Genomic DNA, 15679 nt, shown 5'->3' on the forward strand with positions numbered 1-15679 from the left:
GTGTATAAGAGACAGGCTTGTCCGAGTCTCCCTGGAGTGCCAGGGAGACTCGGACAAGCGCTCTACTTCGCGGCCCTGCGGGGGCGGGTCGCTACTGGACGTCTACCCAGTAGCTCTCGGTGTCCAGCCTGCCGCTGCCGATGAAGACCTCGGTACCCGCCTGGACGCTGCTGAGGTACTTGTTGCTGCTCAGCCACCCTCGGTTCACGAGGTTGTTGGTGAAGTCCCGCAGGTTGAGGTTCACCGAGGTGGTGTTCGACGTGCGGACGAACGAGAACACGTTCCATCCGACGCCGTTGCCCGCGTCGATCCAGCCGCGGTACAGGTCCCAGCTGCCGCCGCCGAGGTTGACAGTGGTCTGGTAGGTGCCGGCCGGCCCCGCCCCGCCCGACTTGTAGGGCCAGATCATGATCTCGTCGCTGGGGTTGTTCGATCCGCTGGGGTTCGACTGGGTGTGCAGCCACAGGTCATAGGCGACGTTCATCGTGCCCGACCCGGTCACGCTGTAGTTCCAGGTGGTCGGGACGCTGCGGTTGTCGCCGACCCGGATCGGGAGCTCCGTGCCGGGACGCTGCCAGCCCCAGTGCCAGCCGAGGACGGCGCTGGAGTAGCTCTTCACCGAGTTCGACTGCCCGCTCCAGTCCCAGGTGGTGCCCCACCCGATGGTGTCGCCGGACTGCCAGTTGTCCCACACGCACTGCCAGCCGGAGCCGGACCCGCTGCCCCAGAGGTTGTTGACGACGTAGTACTTGCCCATCGCGATGTTGCCGCCGCTGGAGCAGGTGCTCGCGGCTTGGGCCGGCGCGGCCGTGGCCAGGGCCGGCACCACGGCAAGGCACAACGCGGCGACGGTTCCAGTGATCAAACGTCTGAGGGATGCCGTTCGTCTTTGAGGCATCGCAGTCCCTTCTGCATGGTCCATCGGGCCGCCATTGGCCCGAAAAGATCCGATGAAATAACGGGTGAAACCAATCATGAGGTCGCCATTTCGAAATGTCCATGGTTGTGCGCCGACTCGTCGAAGCGCTTCCGCGCCGTTGGCCGTCGCTATACTTCAGAACGTCAAGGCGGACGCCGCCTGCGCTCGAAAAAGGGGCGCGCGACGGGCCGGGAGCCTGGCCCGCACGGGACACATACGGACCGCACCACTCATCCGTCACTGTTCCCCTGGAGGCCCCGTGCCCACAGTGTCCGCACACGTCGCCCGTACCGTCGCCCGCCACATCGACCACGTCTTCGGCGTCATGGGCAACGGCAACGCCTGGTTCCTCGACGACCTCACGCGCGCGACGACCGCCCGCTTCACCGCCGTCCGGCACGAGGCCGGCGGCGTGGTCGCCGCGGACGCCCACTTCCGCGCGTCGGGCCGCATCGCCGCCGCGACCGCCACCTACGGCGCCGGCTTCACCAACACGCTCACCGCGCTCGCCGAGGCCGCCGCGGCCCGGGTGCCGCTGGTGCTGTTGACCGGCGACGAGCCGACGTCGGGCCCGCGCCCCTGGGACGTGGACCAGATCGCGCTGGCGGCCGCCGTCGGCGCCCGCACCTACACGGTCGGGCGCGCGGACGCCGCCGCCACCAGCGTCATCGCCATCGAACACTCCCTGACCTATCGCGTGCCCGTCGTGCTGGCGATCCCCTACGACGTCGCCGCACTGGAGGCCGGGCCCATCCCGGACGCCCCGCAGCCCACGCTGCCCGCACCGCTGGCCCCCGCCGGGCCGTTCGACGCCGCGGCCATCGCCGACCTCGCCCGGCACCTCGCCGACGCCGAGCGGCCCCTGCTGCTCGCGGGCCGCGGCGCGTGGCTCGCCGGCGCGGGCGCTGCGCTCGGCGAGCTCGCGGAGGCCACCGGCGCGCTGACCACGACGACGGCGCTGGGCCGCGGCGTCTTCCCCGACGGCCGGTACGACCTCGGGGTCGCCGGCGGCTTCGGCGCCGCCGGCGCGATGGAGCTGGTGCGCGAGGCCGACGTCGCCGTCGTGCTCGGCGCGTCGCTCAACCAGTTCACCATGCGCTTCGGCGACCTGTTCGCGCCGCGCACGCGCGTCGTGCAGGTGGACATCGCGCCCGCGGCGACGCACCGCCACGTCGGCGGCTTCGTCCGGGGCGACGCCGCGCTCGTGGCCCGCGCCCTCATGGACGAGCTGCACGACCTGGGCGCCAAACCGTCCGGGTGGCGCGAGACCGTGGACGTCGCCGCGGCCCGCGTCTACGAGACCGGCCCCGCGGACGGCGTCGCCCCCGACGGGCGCCTCGACCCGCGCAGCGTCGCGCACCGGCTGGCCGGCCTTCTGCCCGCCGACCGGGTGGTCGTCTCGGACGGCGGGCACTTCATCGGCTGGGCCAACATGTACTGGCCCGTCGACTCCCCCGACCGGATGGTGATGGTCGGCACCGCCTTCCAGTCCATCGGGCTCGGCTTCCCGAGCGTCGCGGGCGCCGCCGCGGCCCGCCCGGGCGCCGCCGTCGTGCTCACGACCGGCGACGGCGGCGCGCTCATGGCGCTGGCCGACCTCGAGACCGCCGTGCGCACCGCCCGGGGGCGCGGCATCGCTGTGGTGTGGAACGACGCCGCCTACGGCGCCGAGGTACACGTCTACGGACGGCAGGGCATCGCGAAGGAGCCGATGCTCATCCCCGAGACGGACTTCGCGGCCCTGGCCGCGGCGGTCGGGGCCGAGGGCGTGGTCGTGCGCTCGCTCGCCGACCTCGACCGGGTCGCGACGTGGGACGCCGAGCCCGTCGCCGGACGCCGGTTCCTGCTGCTCGACTGCCGGGTCTCGGGCGACGTCGTCGCGCCGTACCAGGAGGAGATCCTGCGGGCGAACCGCACCCGCTGATGCCCCTCGGCGCCCGCCCGCCGGTCAGTCGGGCGCCCACCCGGCCCATCGGCCGGTCGTCAGCCGAACGTCAGCAGCACCTTCGCCGAGGACGACGCGTCGGCCGCCGCCTCGAACGCGTCCAGCGTGCGGCCGACGGGGTACTCGTGACTCACGACTGCCCCCACGTCCAGCGACCCGTCGGCCATGGCCGCCAGCACGGCGTCGACCTCGTCGTTGAACCGGAACGAGCCGATCAGGTTCAGCTCGCGCGTGACGACGAGGGACAGCAGCGCGGGCTGCGGGCCGCTCGGCATGAGCCCGACGAGCACTACCGCGCCACCGCGCACCGCCCCGCGGACCGCCGACTCCAGTCCTGGCGACGATCCCGAGCACTCCAGAACCACATCCGCCTCGACGGCCGCGATGCCCTCGGCGTCCGTGGCGGCTAGCGTCTCGTCGGCGCCCAGGGCGCGCGCCGTGGCGAGGGCGTGCTCGTGGAGGTCGACGGCGATCACCCGGCCCGCGCCATGGTGCTTGAGCACCGCGACGGCGAGCGCCCCGATCGGCCCGGAGCCGATCACGAGCGCCGTCCGGCCGGTGACGTCGCCGGCCCGCTCGACGGCGTGCCAGGCGACGCCGGCCGGCTCGGCCAGCGCCGCGGTCCGCAGGTCGAGGCCCTGGGGCAGCACACGGAGCAGCCGGACGGGGATCGCGACGTGGGACGCGAACGCGCCGTCGGTGTGCGGCACGTGCGCCGCGCTGCCCAGGTAGGAGGCGCCGGGCGAGATGTTCGGCCGCTCCGGCGGGTAGCGCCCCGGCGCGGTGCCCCGGGTCGCCGGGTGCACCGCGACGTCCGTGCCCGCCGCGGGGCCACCGCCGTCGGCCGCAGGCACGACGACCGTGCCGGAGACCTCGTGCCCGAGGCGCATCGGTGCGCGCAGCACCGACTCGCCCGCTGACCCGTGCCGCCAGTAGTGCAGGTCCGAGCCGCAGATCCCGCCGTAGGCGATGCGCACCAGTGCCTCGTCCGGCGCGGGCGTCGGCAGGGGATGCGTCTCGACCCGCAGGTCTCCCGCGCCGTGCGCGACGACGGCGGTGACGGCGTCCGGCAGGCTGCTCATCGGTCTCCTCGGGCGGGCACCACGGCGGGGCGGCCGAATGCCCGGTGGGTGGCGTTCTCGGGCACGGTGAGGTCGCGGTTGCGGGTCTCGGGCGCCAGCAGCGCCGCGACGAACGCCAGCAGCATCGCGAAGGACATGTACACGGCGACCGGGACCCACGAGCCCGAGAACGCGGTGACGAGCGAGGCGGCGATCAGCGGGGCGAACCCTCCGCCGAGCACGGCCGCGAACTCGCGGCCCAGCGTGACGCCCGCGTAGCGGTAGCGGCTGCCGAACAGCTCGGGGAAGTAGCTCATGGTGATCGCGACACCGCCCTGGCAGGCGAGCATGAAGCCCACGATCATCGCGAGGTAGATCCAGCCGAGGCCGCCCGTGTTCAGGGCCAGGAACGTGGGGTACGGGAGCACCAGCAGGATCCCGGCCACGACCAGGAAGACGCCGCGGCGGCCGAACCGGTCCGACAGCGCGCCCAGCAGCCAGGCCGCGATGCCGCCGAAGATCGCGCCCACCAGCAGGATCTGGGGCACGGTACCGGCGTCGATCCGCACGGTGTCCTTGAGGTAGGACGCCATGAAGACCTGGTAGGTGTACGACTGGACGCTGAGCCCGACGGTCATGAACGTGACGATCGCCAGCAGGCGCTTGCCGTTGCGGAACACTTCGCGCACCGGAGCGCCGGCGGTGGCCTTCTTCTCCTTGGCCTCGGTGAACACCGCAGTCTCCGAGAGCTTGCGCCGGAAGAAGTAGGCCGCGAGCGTCACGAGGATGCTGGACATGAAGACGGCGCGCCACCCCCAGCTCATCAGCTGGTCCTCCGGCAGGAGCTGCACCAGGGACCACGCCCCGGCGCCGAGCACCGTGCCCGCAGCCGCGCCGACCATGACCAGGGACGCGAGCCGTCCGCGCCTGCCGCGCGGCGCGGCCTCGGTGAGCAGCGTCGCACCGCCGGACTGCTCGGCGCCGGCGCCGAAGCCCTGGCCGAACCGGCACAGCACGAGCAGGATCGGCGCGAGGACCCCGGCCTGGTCATAGGTCGGCAGCAGGCCGATGGCCAGGGTGGACAGCCCCATGAGCAGGAGCGTGGAGACCAGCACCCACTTGCGGCCGAGCCGGTCGCCGTAGCGCGAGAAGAACAGCCCGCCCAGGGGCCGGGCGCAGAAGCCGACGGCGTAGGCGCCGAAGCTCGCGAGGATGCCGGCGGCCGGCGAGACGTTCGGGAAGAACAGGGTGCTGAACACGAGCGCCGATGCCGTGCCGTAGAGCACGAAGTCGTAGTTCTCCAGGGCCGTGCCGACGAGGCCGGCCATCGCGGCCCGGCGCACCTCGGCGGGTCGGGTCGCGCCCTGGGCGGCCGCGCCGGTCTCGCCGGACTCGACGGCCTCGGCGGTCGCGGGCAGGTCGTGCGGCGGCGTCGCCGCGGTGGTGTGGTCCATCGTTGGTACCTCCGGTCGTCGCTCCCGGCGGGAGCAGCACGTCGTTGTGTCGACCTCGACGGGTCGTACGCCATCTGCAGACTGGTTGTGAGCGTGATCGTTGCGACTACATGCCAGCTTTAGGCGCAACGATCACGCCCACAGATCGACCTCCCTCGTGGCGGTGGCGGGGCCGTGGGTGACGAGGATGCGGATCAGCTCGGCGACCCTGGCGGCGAACTCGGGGTGCGCGGCGATCTCGTCGCCGAGCAGCCGGTCGTGCACCAGGACAGCGGTCACGAACGCCTCGGTCCCGGCGCTGGTGCGGGACAGCTCGGCGAGCCGCTCGCGCGCCAGGTCCGTCATGGCCGCCGCATGCGGACCGGGGTCGAACCCGTCGACGGGCGCGACGCAGCACAGCCACGCGGCGACCGTCAGCGCCAGGTGGTGCGGCATCCGGCCGGACGCCAGCATCCGCAGCGCGGGTGCGGGGACCCGCTGCCGCAGCTTCACGGAGCCGTCGGAACCGACCTGGCTGGTCCGGTGCCCGAGCGCGGAGTTCGACCAGCGTCCGAAGAGCTGCTCGACGTACGCCTCGACGTCGAACCCGCGCGGGAGCGCGATGCTCGGCAGGTACTCGTCGGCGATCACCGCACGGGCGGCCCGTTCGACGAACTCCTGCGCGCGGGCGTCGGGGATCGTCGCGCGGCCGTCCAGGGCGCCCAGGTAGGCGATGAGCGAGTGCGTGCCGTTGAGCAGGCGCAGCTTGACCAGCTCGTACGCCTCGACCTCGTCGGAGAACACCGCTCCCCCGTGCTGCCAGGTGGGCCGGCCGGCCGCGAACCGGTCCTCCAGCACCCACATGGTGAACGGCTCGGCGGGCACCGGTGCGGCGTCGACCAGGCCGGTCGTCCGGCGCACCTCGGCGGCGTACCGGTCGCTCGTGGCCGGCACTATGCGGTCCACCATCGAGTTGGGAAACGTCACCGACGTCGAGACCCAGTCGAGCACGTCCTGCCCGGCCCCCGACGCGGCGAGGAAGTCGAGCACCAGGCCGCGCGTCGTCGTGCCGTTGGACTGCAGGTTGTCGCAGGACAGCACGGTCACCGGGGCGCCGTGCCCGAGCGCCCGCCGTTCGAGCGCCCGGGCGACCTGGCCGATCGTGGTGACCGGCGCCTGCCGGCCGCGTGCGCTCAGGTCGTGTGCGACGTCGGCGTCGTCCAGGTCGAGGCGGCCCGTGCGCGGGGAGAAGCGGTACCCGTGCTCGGTGACCGTGAGGGTGACGACCCGGGTGGCCGGCGCGGCGAGCGCCGCGACGACGGCGGCCGGGTCCTCGCTGGCGACCAGGGTGCCGGTGTGCACGCCGGGGACGGAGACGGCGCTGCCCTCAGGCGCGATCTGCAGCACCGAGTACAGGTGGTCCTGCGCCCGCAGGGCGTCGACGACGCGGCGCGAGCGGCTCGCGACGCCCAGGATCCCCCAGTCCCCCGGGTCCGCGCGCTGCGCGAGCGCCGTGTAGACGGCCTGGTGCGCGCGGTGGAAGTTGCCGAGCCCGAGGTGGACGATGCCGGTGCCGCCGGGCGCCTCGGGGGCGACCAGGAGGCCGGCGACGGGCGCGGTGCGGCTGAGCGCGGTCCCCGCGGGGACGTCGGTCACAGGCACAGAGACAGGCACAGAAGTGGGCACAGAGGTCACGGGCGTCACCAGTCCGTGAGGGTGCCGTCGAGCTGCCGCGCGACAGGGAGGTAGGCGCTCTCGTAGGGGAACTTCGCGGCGAGCTTCTCGTCGAGCGCGACGCCCACGCCGGGCGCGTCTCCGGGGTGCAGGTACCCGTCGGCGTAGCTCCAGGAGTGGGGGAACACGTCGTGCACCGGCTCGGGGTAGCCCATGTACTCCTGGATCGCGAAGTTGTGGGTCGCCAGGCCGACGTGGACGCTCGCGCCGAACGACACCGGCGACACGTCCGACGGCCCGTGCGGCGCCCCGCGCACCTGGTAGACCTCGGCCATGGCGAGGATCTTGCGCAGGTGGCTGATCCCGCCGGCGTGCACGACGGCGCAGCGCACGAAGTCGATGAGCTGCTCGGTGATCAGGTGGTGCACGTCGAAGACGGTGGTGAACGCCTCGCCGATCGCCAGCGGCGTCGTCGTGTGCTGCCGGACGAGCCGCAGGACGTCCTGGTTCTCCGCGGGAGTGACGTCCTCGAGCCAGAACAGGTCGACGGGTTCGAGCGCCTTGCCGAGCCGCGCCGCCTGCTGCGGCGTGAGCCGGTGGTGAGCGTCGTGCAGCAGGTGAACGCCTGCACCGACGTGCTCGCGGACCGCGGCGAGCGCCTCGGGCGCGTGCCGCAGGTAGGCGCTCGTGTCCCAGCTCTCCTCGACCAGCGCGGAGCCGCGCGCGGCGGGCTCGTAGGACGCGACGTCGCGGTGCACGCCGTACACGGTCTCCAGGCCGGGCACGCCGGACTGCGCCCGTACGGCCCGGAAGCCCTGGGCAAGGCGCGCGTCGACGGCGTCGAGCAGCGCCGGGACCTCCCACGCGGAGGCGTGGGTGTAGGTCAGCACGCGGTCGCGCACCGCCCCGCCGAGCAGCTGGTAGACGGGCTGGCCGAGCGTCTTGCCCTTGACGTCCCACAGGGCGACGTCGACCGCGCCGATCGCGGCCATGGTGACCGGGCCGCGCCGCCAGTACGCGCCGCGGTACAGGAGCTGCCACGTGTCCTCGATGCGCGCGGGGTCGCGGCCCACGAGCAGCGGGGCGAGGTGGTCGCGCAGGTAGGACGCGACGGCGAGCTCGCGGCCGTTGAGGGTGGCGTCGCCGTAGCCCACGACGCCGTCCGCGGTGGTGACCTTGAGGGTGACGTAGTTGCGGCCGGGGCTGGTCACGATGACGTCGGCGGCGACGATGCGGTCGCTCATGCGGAGACCTCCTGCGCACGCGGCGCGACGACACGCTGGAGCGGGCGACCCTCTGCGAGCGCGGTGACGTTGTCGGCGACGTCGGCCAACCGGCCCAGGAACGTCTGCCGCGTGACGCCGGACAGGTGCGGCGTCATGAGCACGTTGTCGAGCGTCTCGAACGGGTAGGCGGACGGCTGGGCGGTGCCGTCGGGGCCCGGGTAGGAGTACCAGACGTCGAGCGCGGCGCCACGGATCCGGCCCTCCGCGAGCGCCTCGTACAAGGACTGTTCCTGGACGACCGGCCCGCGGGCGACGTTCACCAGCACGCCGTCGGCGCCGAGCAGCGCGAGCTCGGGCGCGCCGATCATGCCGCGCGTCGCCTCGGTCAGCGGCGCGCACACCACGACGACGTCGGACTCGGCGAGCAGCCGCGGCAGGTCCTCGCCGCCCCCAGCCCACGTGAGTCCCGCGGAGGCCGCGTCGAGTCGGCCGCTGCCGGTGACGGCGCAGCCGGTAGCGCCGAAGGCGGACAGCACCCGCCAAGCCGCGGCGCCGATGTGGCCGAACCCGACGAACCCGACGCGGGCCGCCTCGAGCGTCTCGGTCTGCGGCAGGCGGCGGTCGTGCACGGAGGACCGCCAGCGTCCGGCGCGCAGGGCGGCGTCCGCCTGGTGCAGCTCGCGGCGCAGGTCGATGGCGGCCCAGACCACGTACTCGGCGATGGACCGCTCATGGTGGAAGGTGTTGGCGACGACGACGCCGGGACGCAGCGCGGCGAGGTTCACCTTGTCGGTCCCGGCCCCGGCGACCTGGACGAGCCGCAGGTGCGGCGCCGCCTGGGCCATCGCGGGCGTCAGCTCGGGGCCGACGAGCACGTGCGCGTCCGCCAGCGCGGCGTCGAGCCCCGCGCCGGACGCGCCGACCGCCCACGACAGGCGGGTGCCGTGCGGCAGCCGGGCGGCGAGCTCGGAGCGCAGCGGGAGCAGGTTCGCGTCGGTGACGACGACGTTCAGCGGGCCGGTCATCGCCGCGCCCCTCGCGGGTCCCAGCCGGGGGCGGGCGCCGTCGACTGCCGGACCACGAGCTGGGTGGGCAGGTGCACGGTGCGCGGCGCCTCGGCGTCGCCGGGCTCCGGGGTGAGCAGCCCGTGCAGCAGGTCGATGCTGATCACGCCGGCCCGCGACATCGGGACCTGGATGCTGGTGAGCTGCGGCGTGGCGACCTGCGCCATCGTCGTGTCGTCGATGCCCACGACGCTGAGGTCGTCGGGGACGGCGAGCCCGAGCTGGGCGGCGCCCTCGATGATCCCCAGGGCGACCAGGTCGTTGTGCGCGATGACGGCGGTGGCACCGGTCGCGACGACGCTCGCCGCCGCGGCGTTCCCGCCGGCGATCGTCTCGGCGTGCCAGCCGAGCACCTCCAGGTCGACGTCGTTCTCCCCCGCCAGCCGGCGGACCGCCGCCACGCGGTGCTCGTTCGACCAGGACAGCCGGTTGCCCTGCACGTACGCGATGCGCTCGTGGCCCAGCACGCGCAGGTACTCGACCGCCTGGCTCAGCCCGTGCTCCGCGTCGGCGAGCACGCTCGGGACCTCGTCGGAGTCGCGGTTGACCAGCACGAGGGGCGCGTCGCCGCACAGCTCGACGATGTCGTGGGCGGGCAGGCGGGGGGAGCACGCGATGAAGCCGTCGACGCGGCCGTGCAGCTCGCCCAGGATCTCCCGCTCGCGGTCGGGGCTGTTGTCGGCGTCGGTCAGGACGAGGATCTGACGCCGGTACCAGCCGTGCGCCTGGGCCGCCTTGACGAAGCTGGCGATGACCGGGTTGGCGAGGTCCGGGACGAGCATCGCGACGGTCGTCGCCCGCGTGGGCTGGGTACCGGAGCGCTGGCGGCGCGGCGACGACGCCACGTAGCCGATCTCGGCCGCGGCGCGCACCACCCGGTCCAGGGTGTCCTGCGCGATGCGGTCAGGTTCGCTGAACGCGCGCGACGCTGTCGACAGCGACACTCCGGCGCGCTGCGCGACCTCGGTGAGGGTGGGAGCCACGGTGGTCCGTCCTTCGGTTGGCGACGACGACGAACCACACCTTGCGGCAAGTTGTGCAAACTTGTCAAGCCTTGCGCAAGAGTGCGTGGCCCCCTACCAGGAGGAGATCCTGCGGGCGAACCGCACCCGCTTGTCCTGACCCACCGAACGCATCAGCCGGTCCGCGCGTAGTCTGAAAGAGGTCGCACGGGCCGTCAGCCCGAGAACGGACAGCCGTGCAAGCGTTCCGGAGCGCAGGAGCACCGGAGTCCACCAGATCGGAACGACGCGATGCACATCTCGGCCTTCCCGCACGAGCTGGCCCACCGTGCCGCCACAGTGCTGGGTTCCAGGCTCGAGGCCAGCATCATCCTGGGTGAGCGCGGGTTCGCGGTGCGCGCAGGCAGCAGCACCAGCGCCGCTGGACGGTGCGATCGCGCCGAGTCCCTCGCCGACGACGGACCGTGTGTCGAGGCCATCGAAAGTCGGACGCTTCAGGTCGTGCCGGTGATCGCCGACAGCGAGAGGTGGGAAGCCTGGCGCGACCAGTCGCTCCGTGAGGGCTTCGTCTCCGCGCTGGCGGTTCCCGCCTCCGTCAACGCGAGCATCGCCGTCGCTCTGAACCTGTACTCCCGTTCGCCGGACCCGTGGACCCGAGAGCTCGTCACAGCGGCTGCCAGCTACGTGCAGATCGCAGCCTCCATGGTGCAGCTGCAGCTGAAGCTCGCTGAGTTCGAGGACGCTACGGTGGGCCTGTACCACCAGATGTCCGATCTGAGCACGACCGAGCGTGCGGTCGGGGCCATCATGTACGCCAACGACTGCAGCGATCTCGAGGCGAGACGAATCCTCGAGTCCGCCTCCCGCAACCGCAACGTGTCGCAACGCGAGGTGGCCGAAACCATCCTGCGCGCCCTGGTCACGGGCGACATGCCCCGACCTGGAGAGGACCCCGGCACCTGACGGATCCGGCGGTCCGGGCCCATCAAGCGGGCGGGATGTTCTGGTTCAGGTGGAAGACGTTGTCCGGGTCGTAGGCGGCCTTGACCGCGGCGAGCCGGGCCAGCTTCGCGGGCGGGTACGCCCGCCGCACCCCGTCGGCGCCGTCGTCGCCGAGCACGTTGACGTAGACGCCGCTGGCGAAGGGCTCGAGCCGGGCCGCGCTCGCCCGCGCCGCCGCCATCCGGGCCGTGTCCTCGTCCGGGTCGGTCCAGCCGGTGGCCACCACGTACTCGAAGCGGGTGTCCCGCTGGCTGAACGCCGCCTCGTCGCCGGGCACGTCGGCGATGGCGCCGCCGTAGGCCTGGAGGCTCGCCCGGGCGCCGGGCTCGGTGGCGAGCAGCGCCTCGATCGCGGCCGGCGGCAGCTCGCGGACGTAGTGGCCCTTCCAGTAGCGGCGCACGGCGTGGCCGCGCTCGCTGTCCTCGCGGGTCTGCAGGTCCAGGTAGGACAGCTCCTCGATCCGGCGGTCCAGCGGTGCGCCCAGCGACTCGAGCCCGGCAGCGTGCGCCCGCCCCTCCCCCGGGTCGCCGACCCACACGAAGCCGAGCGCCACCACGCCGTCGTGCACGCCTGCGGTGTACGTCGCCGCCCGGGGCGCCAGCGCGCTGAGGTCCCGCCACCGCGCGACGGCCGGCGCGGCGTCGCCGACGGGGAAGTCGAGCTCGACGCTGAGCGCGCGGGTGCCGACGTCGTGCAGCCGGAACTCGAACTCGGTCACCACACCGAAGTTCCCGCCCCCGCCGCGCAGCGCCCAGAACAGCTCGGGCCGCTCGTCGGCCGAGGCGCGGAGCACGTCGCCGGCCGCCGTCACCACCTCGTAGGAGACGACGTTGTCGCAGGCCAGCCCGTACTGGCGGGCCAGCCAGCCCATCCCGCCGCCCAGGGTGAGCCCGCCCACGCCGGTGTGCGACACGTTGCCCGCCGTCGTGGCCAGGCCGTGCGGCTGCGTGGCCGCGTCGAGCGCGCCCAGCAGGGCCCCGCCCTGCACCCACGCGCGCTTGCGCTCCGGGTCCACCCGGACGGCGCCCATCGGCGTGAGGTCGACCATCAGCCCGCCCTCGGGGACGCCGTGGCCGACGACGCTGTGGCCGCCGCACCGGACGCCGACCTCCAGGCCCTGGCGCCGCGCCAGGGCCAGCGCCGACACGACGTCGGCCGCCGACCGGCAGCGCACCACCAGGGCCGGCCGGTGGTCCACCATCGCGTTCCATACCGTGCGCGCCTCGTCGAACCCGGCGTCGCCCGGGTGCCGGACGTCGAGGCCTGACACCGCTGAGCCTTCGATCATGTCCATGCGCTCGCTCCCTCTCGTCCGGGGTCTCGTGCGGACCCTGGCCTACAAGAGACCGGCCGACGGGGCAGGACTCATCGGCGCGCGCGTCAGGTGGCTACCTTCTCGCGCACCAGGGCCACCAGCTTGCCCACGTTCACAGTCCACCCGACGCCGAACACCCGCGGCCCGATGACGTGCTCCGCCTCCGGGTCCCACATCCGCTCGCGGGCCCGCTGGAGCGTCGGGAATCGGAACTCGTACGGGACGACCGAGGCGACCTTGCCGTGCCACGTCCGCTCGGCCTCCGGCGTGCGCAGCTCCTTCACCACCGCCGCGGCCGTCAGGGCGAGCGTGACGAGCATGATCAGCCTCTTCAAGCCGCCACGCTTGGGGCCGTGCTGCTTCGAGCCGTCGTGCTTCGAGCTGTCGTGCTTCGAACCGTGGTGCTTCGACCTCTCGGCGTTGCCTGCGTGCCCGACGTGGTCGGTCTGCTTCTTGCGGGTCATCTCGACGCCTCCGGTGCTCTCGGACTCAGCCCCCTTGCGTCCATCTTGGTGCATCTGCCGCCCGGCGGCCCGGGCAACCGCCCTCAGGGCTCCCGCACCGCCGCCGCCAGCCGTTCCGCGAGCGCCCCGACCGCCGCCCGGAGCTCGGGTCCGCCCTCCACCCGGAAGCCGAACGGGACGCCCGCCAGCCACTCCTGCGCGTACATCTGCGGGTTCCGGGTGCTGCCGACGAGCACGCACCCGTCGTCCGCCGCCTCGAGCCGTCCCATCTGCGCGCCGACCCAGGGGGCGACGTCGGCGAGCGGGGCGTCGAAGACAACGCGCGTGGTGAACCGCCAGCCGGTGCCCAGGTGCTCCTCGAGTGTCGCGACGGGGTCGAGCCCGGCGGGTGGCTCGAACCCGCGGTCGCTCTGCTCGACCGCGCGCACCCGGTCGACGCGGTATGTGCGGACCGCGTCCGCGCGGTGGGAGTGGCACAGGAGGTACCACCGCCCGTAGCGCACGACGACGGCCCACGGGTCCACCTCGGCGACCCACTCGCTGCCGGACTCGCCCCGGTAGGTGACCAGCACGCGCCGTCGGGCGGCGATGGCGGCGACCAGGTCGCTGGTGACGGCGGTGTCCGGGCGGGCCGCGTACCGGTCCGGCGCGGCGGAGGCGTGCTCGCGCAGCGCGGCCGCCTGTCGGCCGACGTCCTCGGGCAGCGCCCGGATCACCTTGCCGAGCGCGGTGTCGACGAGGTCGTCGCCGTCGGCGGCGGTCTGGCTGTCGAGCACCGCCATGACCAGGCCGAGCGCCTCGGTCTGCGTGAAGCTGACGGGCGGGAGGCGCGTCCCGCGGCCGAGCCGGTAGCCGCCGTGCGGGCCGCGGGCCGACGAGACGGGGATCCCGGCCTCGCGCAGGATCTCGACGTACCGGCGGGCCGCCCGTTCCGTGACGCCCAGGCGGTCGGCGAGCTCGTTCGCCGTCGTGCCGGGCCGGGTCTGCAGGACCTCCAGGGCGCGCAGGGCGCGGGCGGTGGGACTGGTCTCGGACGGCACCGAGTCAGGCTACGGCGCGCCCGGGCGATCCGGAAGCGGAACGTCCGGAATCGTGCCCGCGCCCGGCGCACGACCGCTCAGCGCACGACCTCGAAGATCTGCTTCTGGACGCCGTTCCTGTACGCCTCGTGCTCGACCAGCCGGAGCTTCTGCGCGGCCTTGTCGGCGTCGCTGAACAGCGGCTTGCCCTGGCCCAGGAGGACCGGGAAGACGAGCAGGTGGTAGGCGTCGATCAGCCCGGCGTCCGCGAGCGCCCGGGTGAGGGACACGCTGCCGTGCACCTGGAGCTCGCCGACGTCGGACTCCTTGAGCTTGGCGACGTCGTCCAGCGAGCGCAGGATCGTGGTCTCGCCCCAGCTGTCGGTCAGGTCGTCGTCGGTGAGCGTGGTGGAGACCACGTACTTGGGCAGCGTGTTGTACCGCGTGAACTCGGCCATGTCGGGCCAGACGGGCGCGAACATCTGGTAGCTGACCCGGCCGAGCAGCAGGCCGCCGGCCTCCTCCTGCTCGCGCCCCTTGAGCTCGTAGGCCTCGGGAGCGGGCTCGACGGTCTTGAAGGTCCACGCCGTGTCGTGCAGCTCGGGGTCACCGCCGGTCGGGTCAACCTTGCCGTCGAGCGAGACGAAGTGCGTGGCGACGATGGTGCCCATGCGAGTTTCTCCTTGAGGTGGCGGTGGCCGCACGGCGCGGCGTTCTATGGGGACAGACGAGAGTGTCCCGGAAAACTCATCGGGCGCGCCCCGGAAAGTTGATCCGGAAGCGGAACGTCCGGAACTGGTCCTAGCGTGGGAGTCACCGGCATCCGGCCGCACTCGCCGGCCGCACTCACCACTGGAGAGAGATCATGGACATCCTGCTCATCGGAGGCCTCTGGCTCGACGCGTCCGCCTGGGACGACGTCGTGCCCGAGCTGGAGGCGCTCGGCCACCACGCGGTGCCGATCGCCCTTCCCGGCCAGGGCGACGGGTCGACGTCGGCCACGCTCGACGACCAGGTCGCGGCGGTGCTCGCCGCGATCGACGGGGCGTCCGGCAAGCCGCTGGTCGTAGGACACTCGGCCGCCTGCACGCTGGCCTGGCTCGCCGCTGACGCGCGCCCCGATCAGGTGGCCGGGGTGGTGCTGATCGGCGGCTTCCCGTGGGACGACGGCAAGCTCTACGCCGACCTGTTCGAGATCACCGACGGCGTCATGCAGTTCCCCGGCTGGGAGCCGTTCGAGGGGCCGGACTCCGCCGACTTCTCCGATGCGTTGAAGGAGGCCTTCTCGGCCCGGGCCGTCCCGGTGCCCGAGGGAGTCGCCCGGGCCGTGGTGCAGCTGACCGACGAGCGCCGGTTCGACCTGCCCGTCACCGTCGTGTGCCCCGAGTTCACGCCCGCCCAGGCGCAGCAGTGGATCGACGCCGGCGACGTGCCGGAGCTCGCCCGCGCCAAGCACCTCGACCTGGTCGACCTCGACTCGGGCCACTGGCCCATGTTCACCCGCCCAGCGGAGCTGGCCAGGGTGCTGGCTTCTTCCGCGAAGTAGAGCGCTTGTCCGAGTCTCCCTAGGTATCGCCAGGGAGACTCGGACAAGC

14 protein-coding genes are annotated in these 15679 nt (G+C 73.2%); 3 read left to right on the plus strand and 11 right to left on the minus strand.

The window, feature by feature from the left end; genetic code table 11:
- Positions 1 to 91: 91 nt before the first annotated feature.
- A complete protein-coding gene (locus tag ACFT2C_RS27515; protein ID WP_377210283.1) occupies positions 92 to 865 on the minus strand; it encodes a hypothetical protein in 774 nt (257 codons plus the stop codon).
- 313 nt (positions 866 to 1178) lie between these two features.
- Here ACFT2C_RS27515 and ACFT2C_RS27520 point away from each other — a divergent pair, with 313 nt between their 5' ends.
- Complete coding sequence (locus tag ACFT2C_RS27520; RefSeq protein ID WP_377210284.1) at positions 1179 to 2843, plus strand: thiamine pyrophosphate-binding protein; 1665 nt, start codon at positions 1179 to 1181, stop codon at positions 2841 to 2843.
- 59 nt (positions 2844 to 2902) lie between these two features.
- On the opposite strand, the gene ACFT2C_RS27525 is transcribed toward ACFT2C_RS27520, so the two are convergent.
- The 6 genes from ACFT2C_RS27525 to ACFT2C_RS27550 form a co-directional block, all read right to left on the minus strand.
- Complete coding sequence (locus ACFT2C_RS27525) at positions 2903 to 3946, minus strand: zinc-binding dehydrogenase (protein WP_377210285.1); 1044 nt, start codon at positions 3944 to 3946, stop codon at positions 2903 to 2905.
- Positions 3943 to 5379, minus strand: a complete 1437-nt coding sequence (locus tag ACFT2C_RS27530) for an MFS transporter (protein WP_377210286.1) — start codon at positions 5377 to 5379, stop codon at positions 3943 to 3945. The genes ACFT2C_RS27525 and ACFT2C_RS27530 overlap by 4 nt, the downstream gene beginning before the upstream one ends.
- Before the next feature lie 132 nt (positions 5380 to 5511).
- Positions 5512 to 7014 carry a mannitol dehydrogenase family protein gene (locus ACFT2C_RS27535; RefSeq protein WP_377210287.1) on the minus strand — a complete coding sequence of 501 codons (1503 nt, stop codon included), beginning with the start codon at positions 7012 to 7014 and terminating at the stop codon, positions 5512 to 5514.
- A 44-nt stretch (positions 7015 to 7058) separates the two neighbouring features.
- Positions 7059 to 8276: a D-mannonate dehydratase ManD gene (manD, locus tag ACFT2C_RS27540; RefSeq protein ID WP_377210288.1), complete on the minus strand. Its 1218-nt coding sequence runs from the start codon at positions 8274 to 8276 to the stop codon at positions 7059 to 7061.
- A complete protein-coding gene (locus tag ACFT2C_RS27545; protein WP_377210289.1) occupies positions 8273 to 9283 on the minus strand; it encodes a 2-hydroxyacid dehydrogenase in 1011 nt (336 codons plus the stop codon). Before ACFT2C_RS27545 ends, manD begins: the two co-directional genes overlap by 4 nt.
- Positions 9280 to 10305 (minus strand): LacI family DNA-binding transcriptional regulator, encoded by a 1026-nt coding sequence (locus ACFT2C_RS27550; protein WP_377210290.1) that lies wholly within the window; start codon positions 10303 to 10305, stop codon positions 9280 to 9282. The genes ACFT2C_RS27545 and ACFT2C_RS27550 overlap by 4 nt, the downstream gene beginning before the upstream one ends.
- A 270-nt stretch (positions 10306 to 10575) precedes the next feature.
- Here ACFT2C_RS27550 and ACFT2C_RS27555 point away from each other — a divergent pair, with 270 nt between their 5' ends.
- The gene (locus ACFT2C_RS27555) at positions 10576 to 11247 is read left to right on the plus strand and encodes an ANTAR domain-containing protein (protein WP_377210291.1); all 672 of its coding nucleotides are present in this window, start codon (positions 10576 to 10578) and stop codon (positions 11245 to 11247) included.
- Between the two features lie 22 nt (positions 11248 to 11269).
- Here the strand turns inward: ACFT2C_RS27555 and ACFT2C_RS27560 are convergent, their stop codons facing one another.
- From ACFT2C_RS27560 to ACFT2C_RS27575, 4 genes are all read right to left on the minus strand, one after another.
- The gene (locus ACFT2C_RS27560; RefSeq protein WP_377210292.1) at positions 11270 to 12580 is read right to left on the minus strand and encodes an FAD-binding oxidoreductase; all 1311 of its coding nucleotides are present in this window, start codon (positions 12578 to 12580) and stop codon (positions 11270 to 11272) included.
- A gap of 86 nt (positions 12581 to 12666) precedes the next feature.
- The gene (locus ACFT2C_RS27565) at positions 12667 to 13065 is read right to left on the minus strand and encodes a DUF5808 domain-containing protein (RefSeq protein WP_377210293.1); all 399 of its coding nucleotides are present in this window, start codon (positions 13063 to 13065) and stop codon (positions 12667 to 12669) included.
- Positions 13066 to 13148: 83 nt separating this feature from the next.
- Positions 13149 to 14105 (minus strand): helix-turn-helix transcriptional regulator, encoded by a 957-nt coding sequence (locus tag ACFT2C_RS27570; protein ID WP_377210294.1) that lies wholly within the window; start codon positions 14103 to 14105, stop codon positions 13149 to 13151.
- 77 nt (positions 14106 to 14182) lie between these two features.
- Positions 14183 to 14755 (minus strand): dihydrofolate reductase family protein, encoded by a 573-nt coding sequence (locus ACFT2C_RS27575; protein ID WP_377210295.1) that lies wholly within the window; start codon positions 14753 to 14755, stop codon positions 14183 to 14185.
- 194 nt (positions 14756 to 14949) lie between these two features.
- Here ACFT2C_RS27575 and ACFT2C_RS27580 point away from each other — a divergent pair, with 194 nt between their 5' ends.
- On the plus strand, positions 14950 to 15630 hold the full coding sequence (locus ACFT2C_RS27580) for an alpha/beta fold hydrolase (RefSeq protein ID WP_377210296.1): 681 nt from the start codon (positions 14950 to 14952) through the stop codon (positions 15628 to 15630).
- Positions 15631 to 15679 lie beyond the last annotated feature (49 nt).

It is taken from the genome of Promicromonospora sp. NPDC057138, from assembly GCF_042670845.1.
Taxonomy (GTDB): domain Bacteria; phylum Actinomycetota; class Actinomycetes; order Actinomycetales; family Cellulomonadaceae; genus Promicromonospora.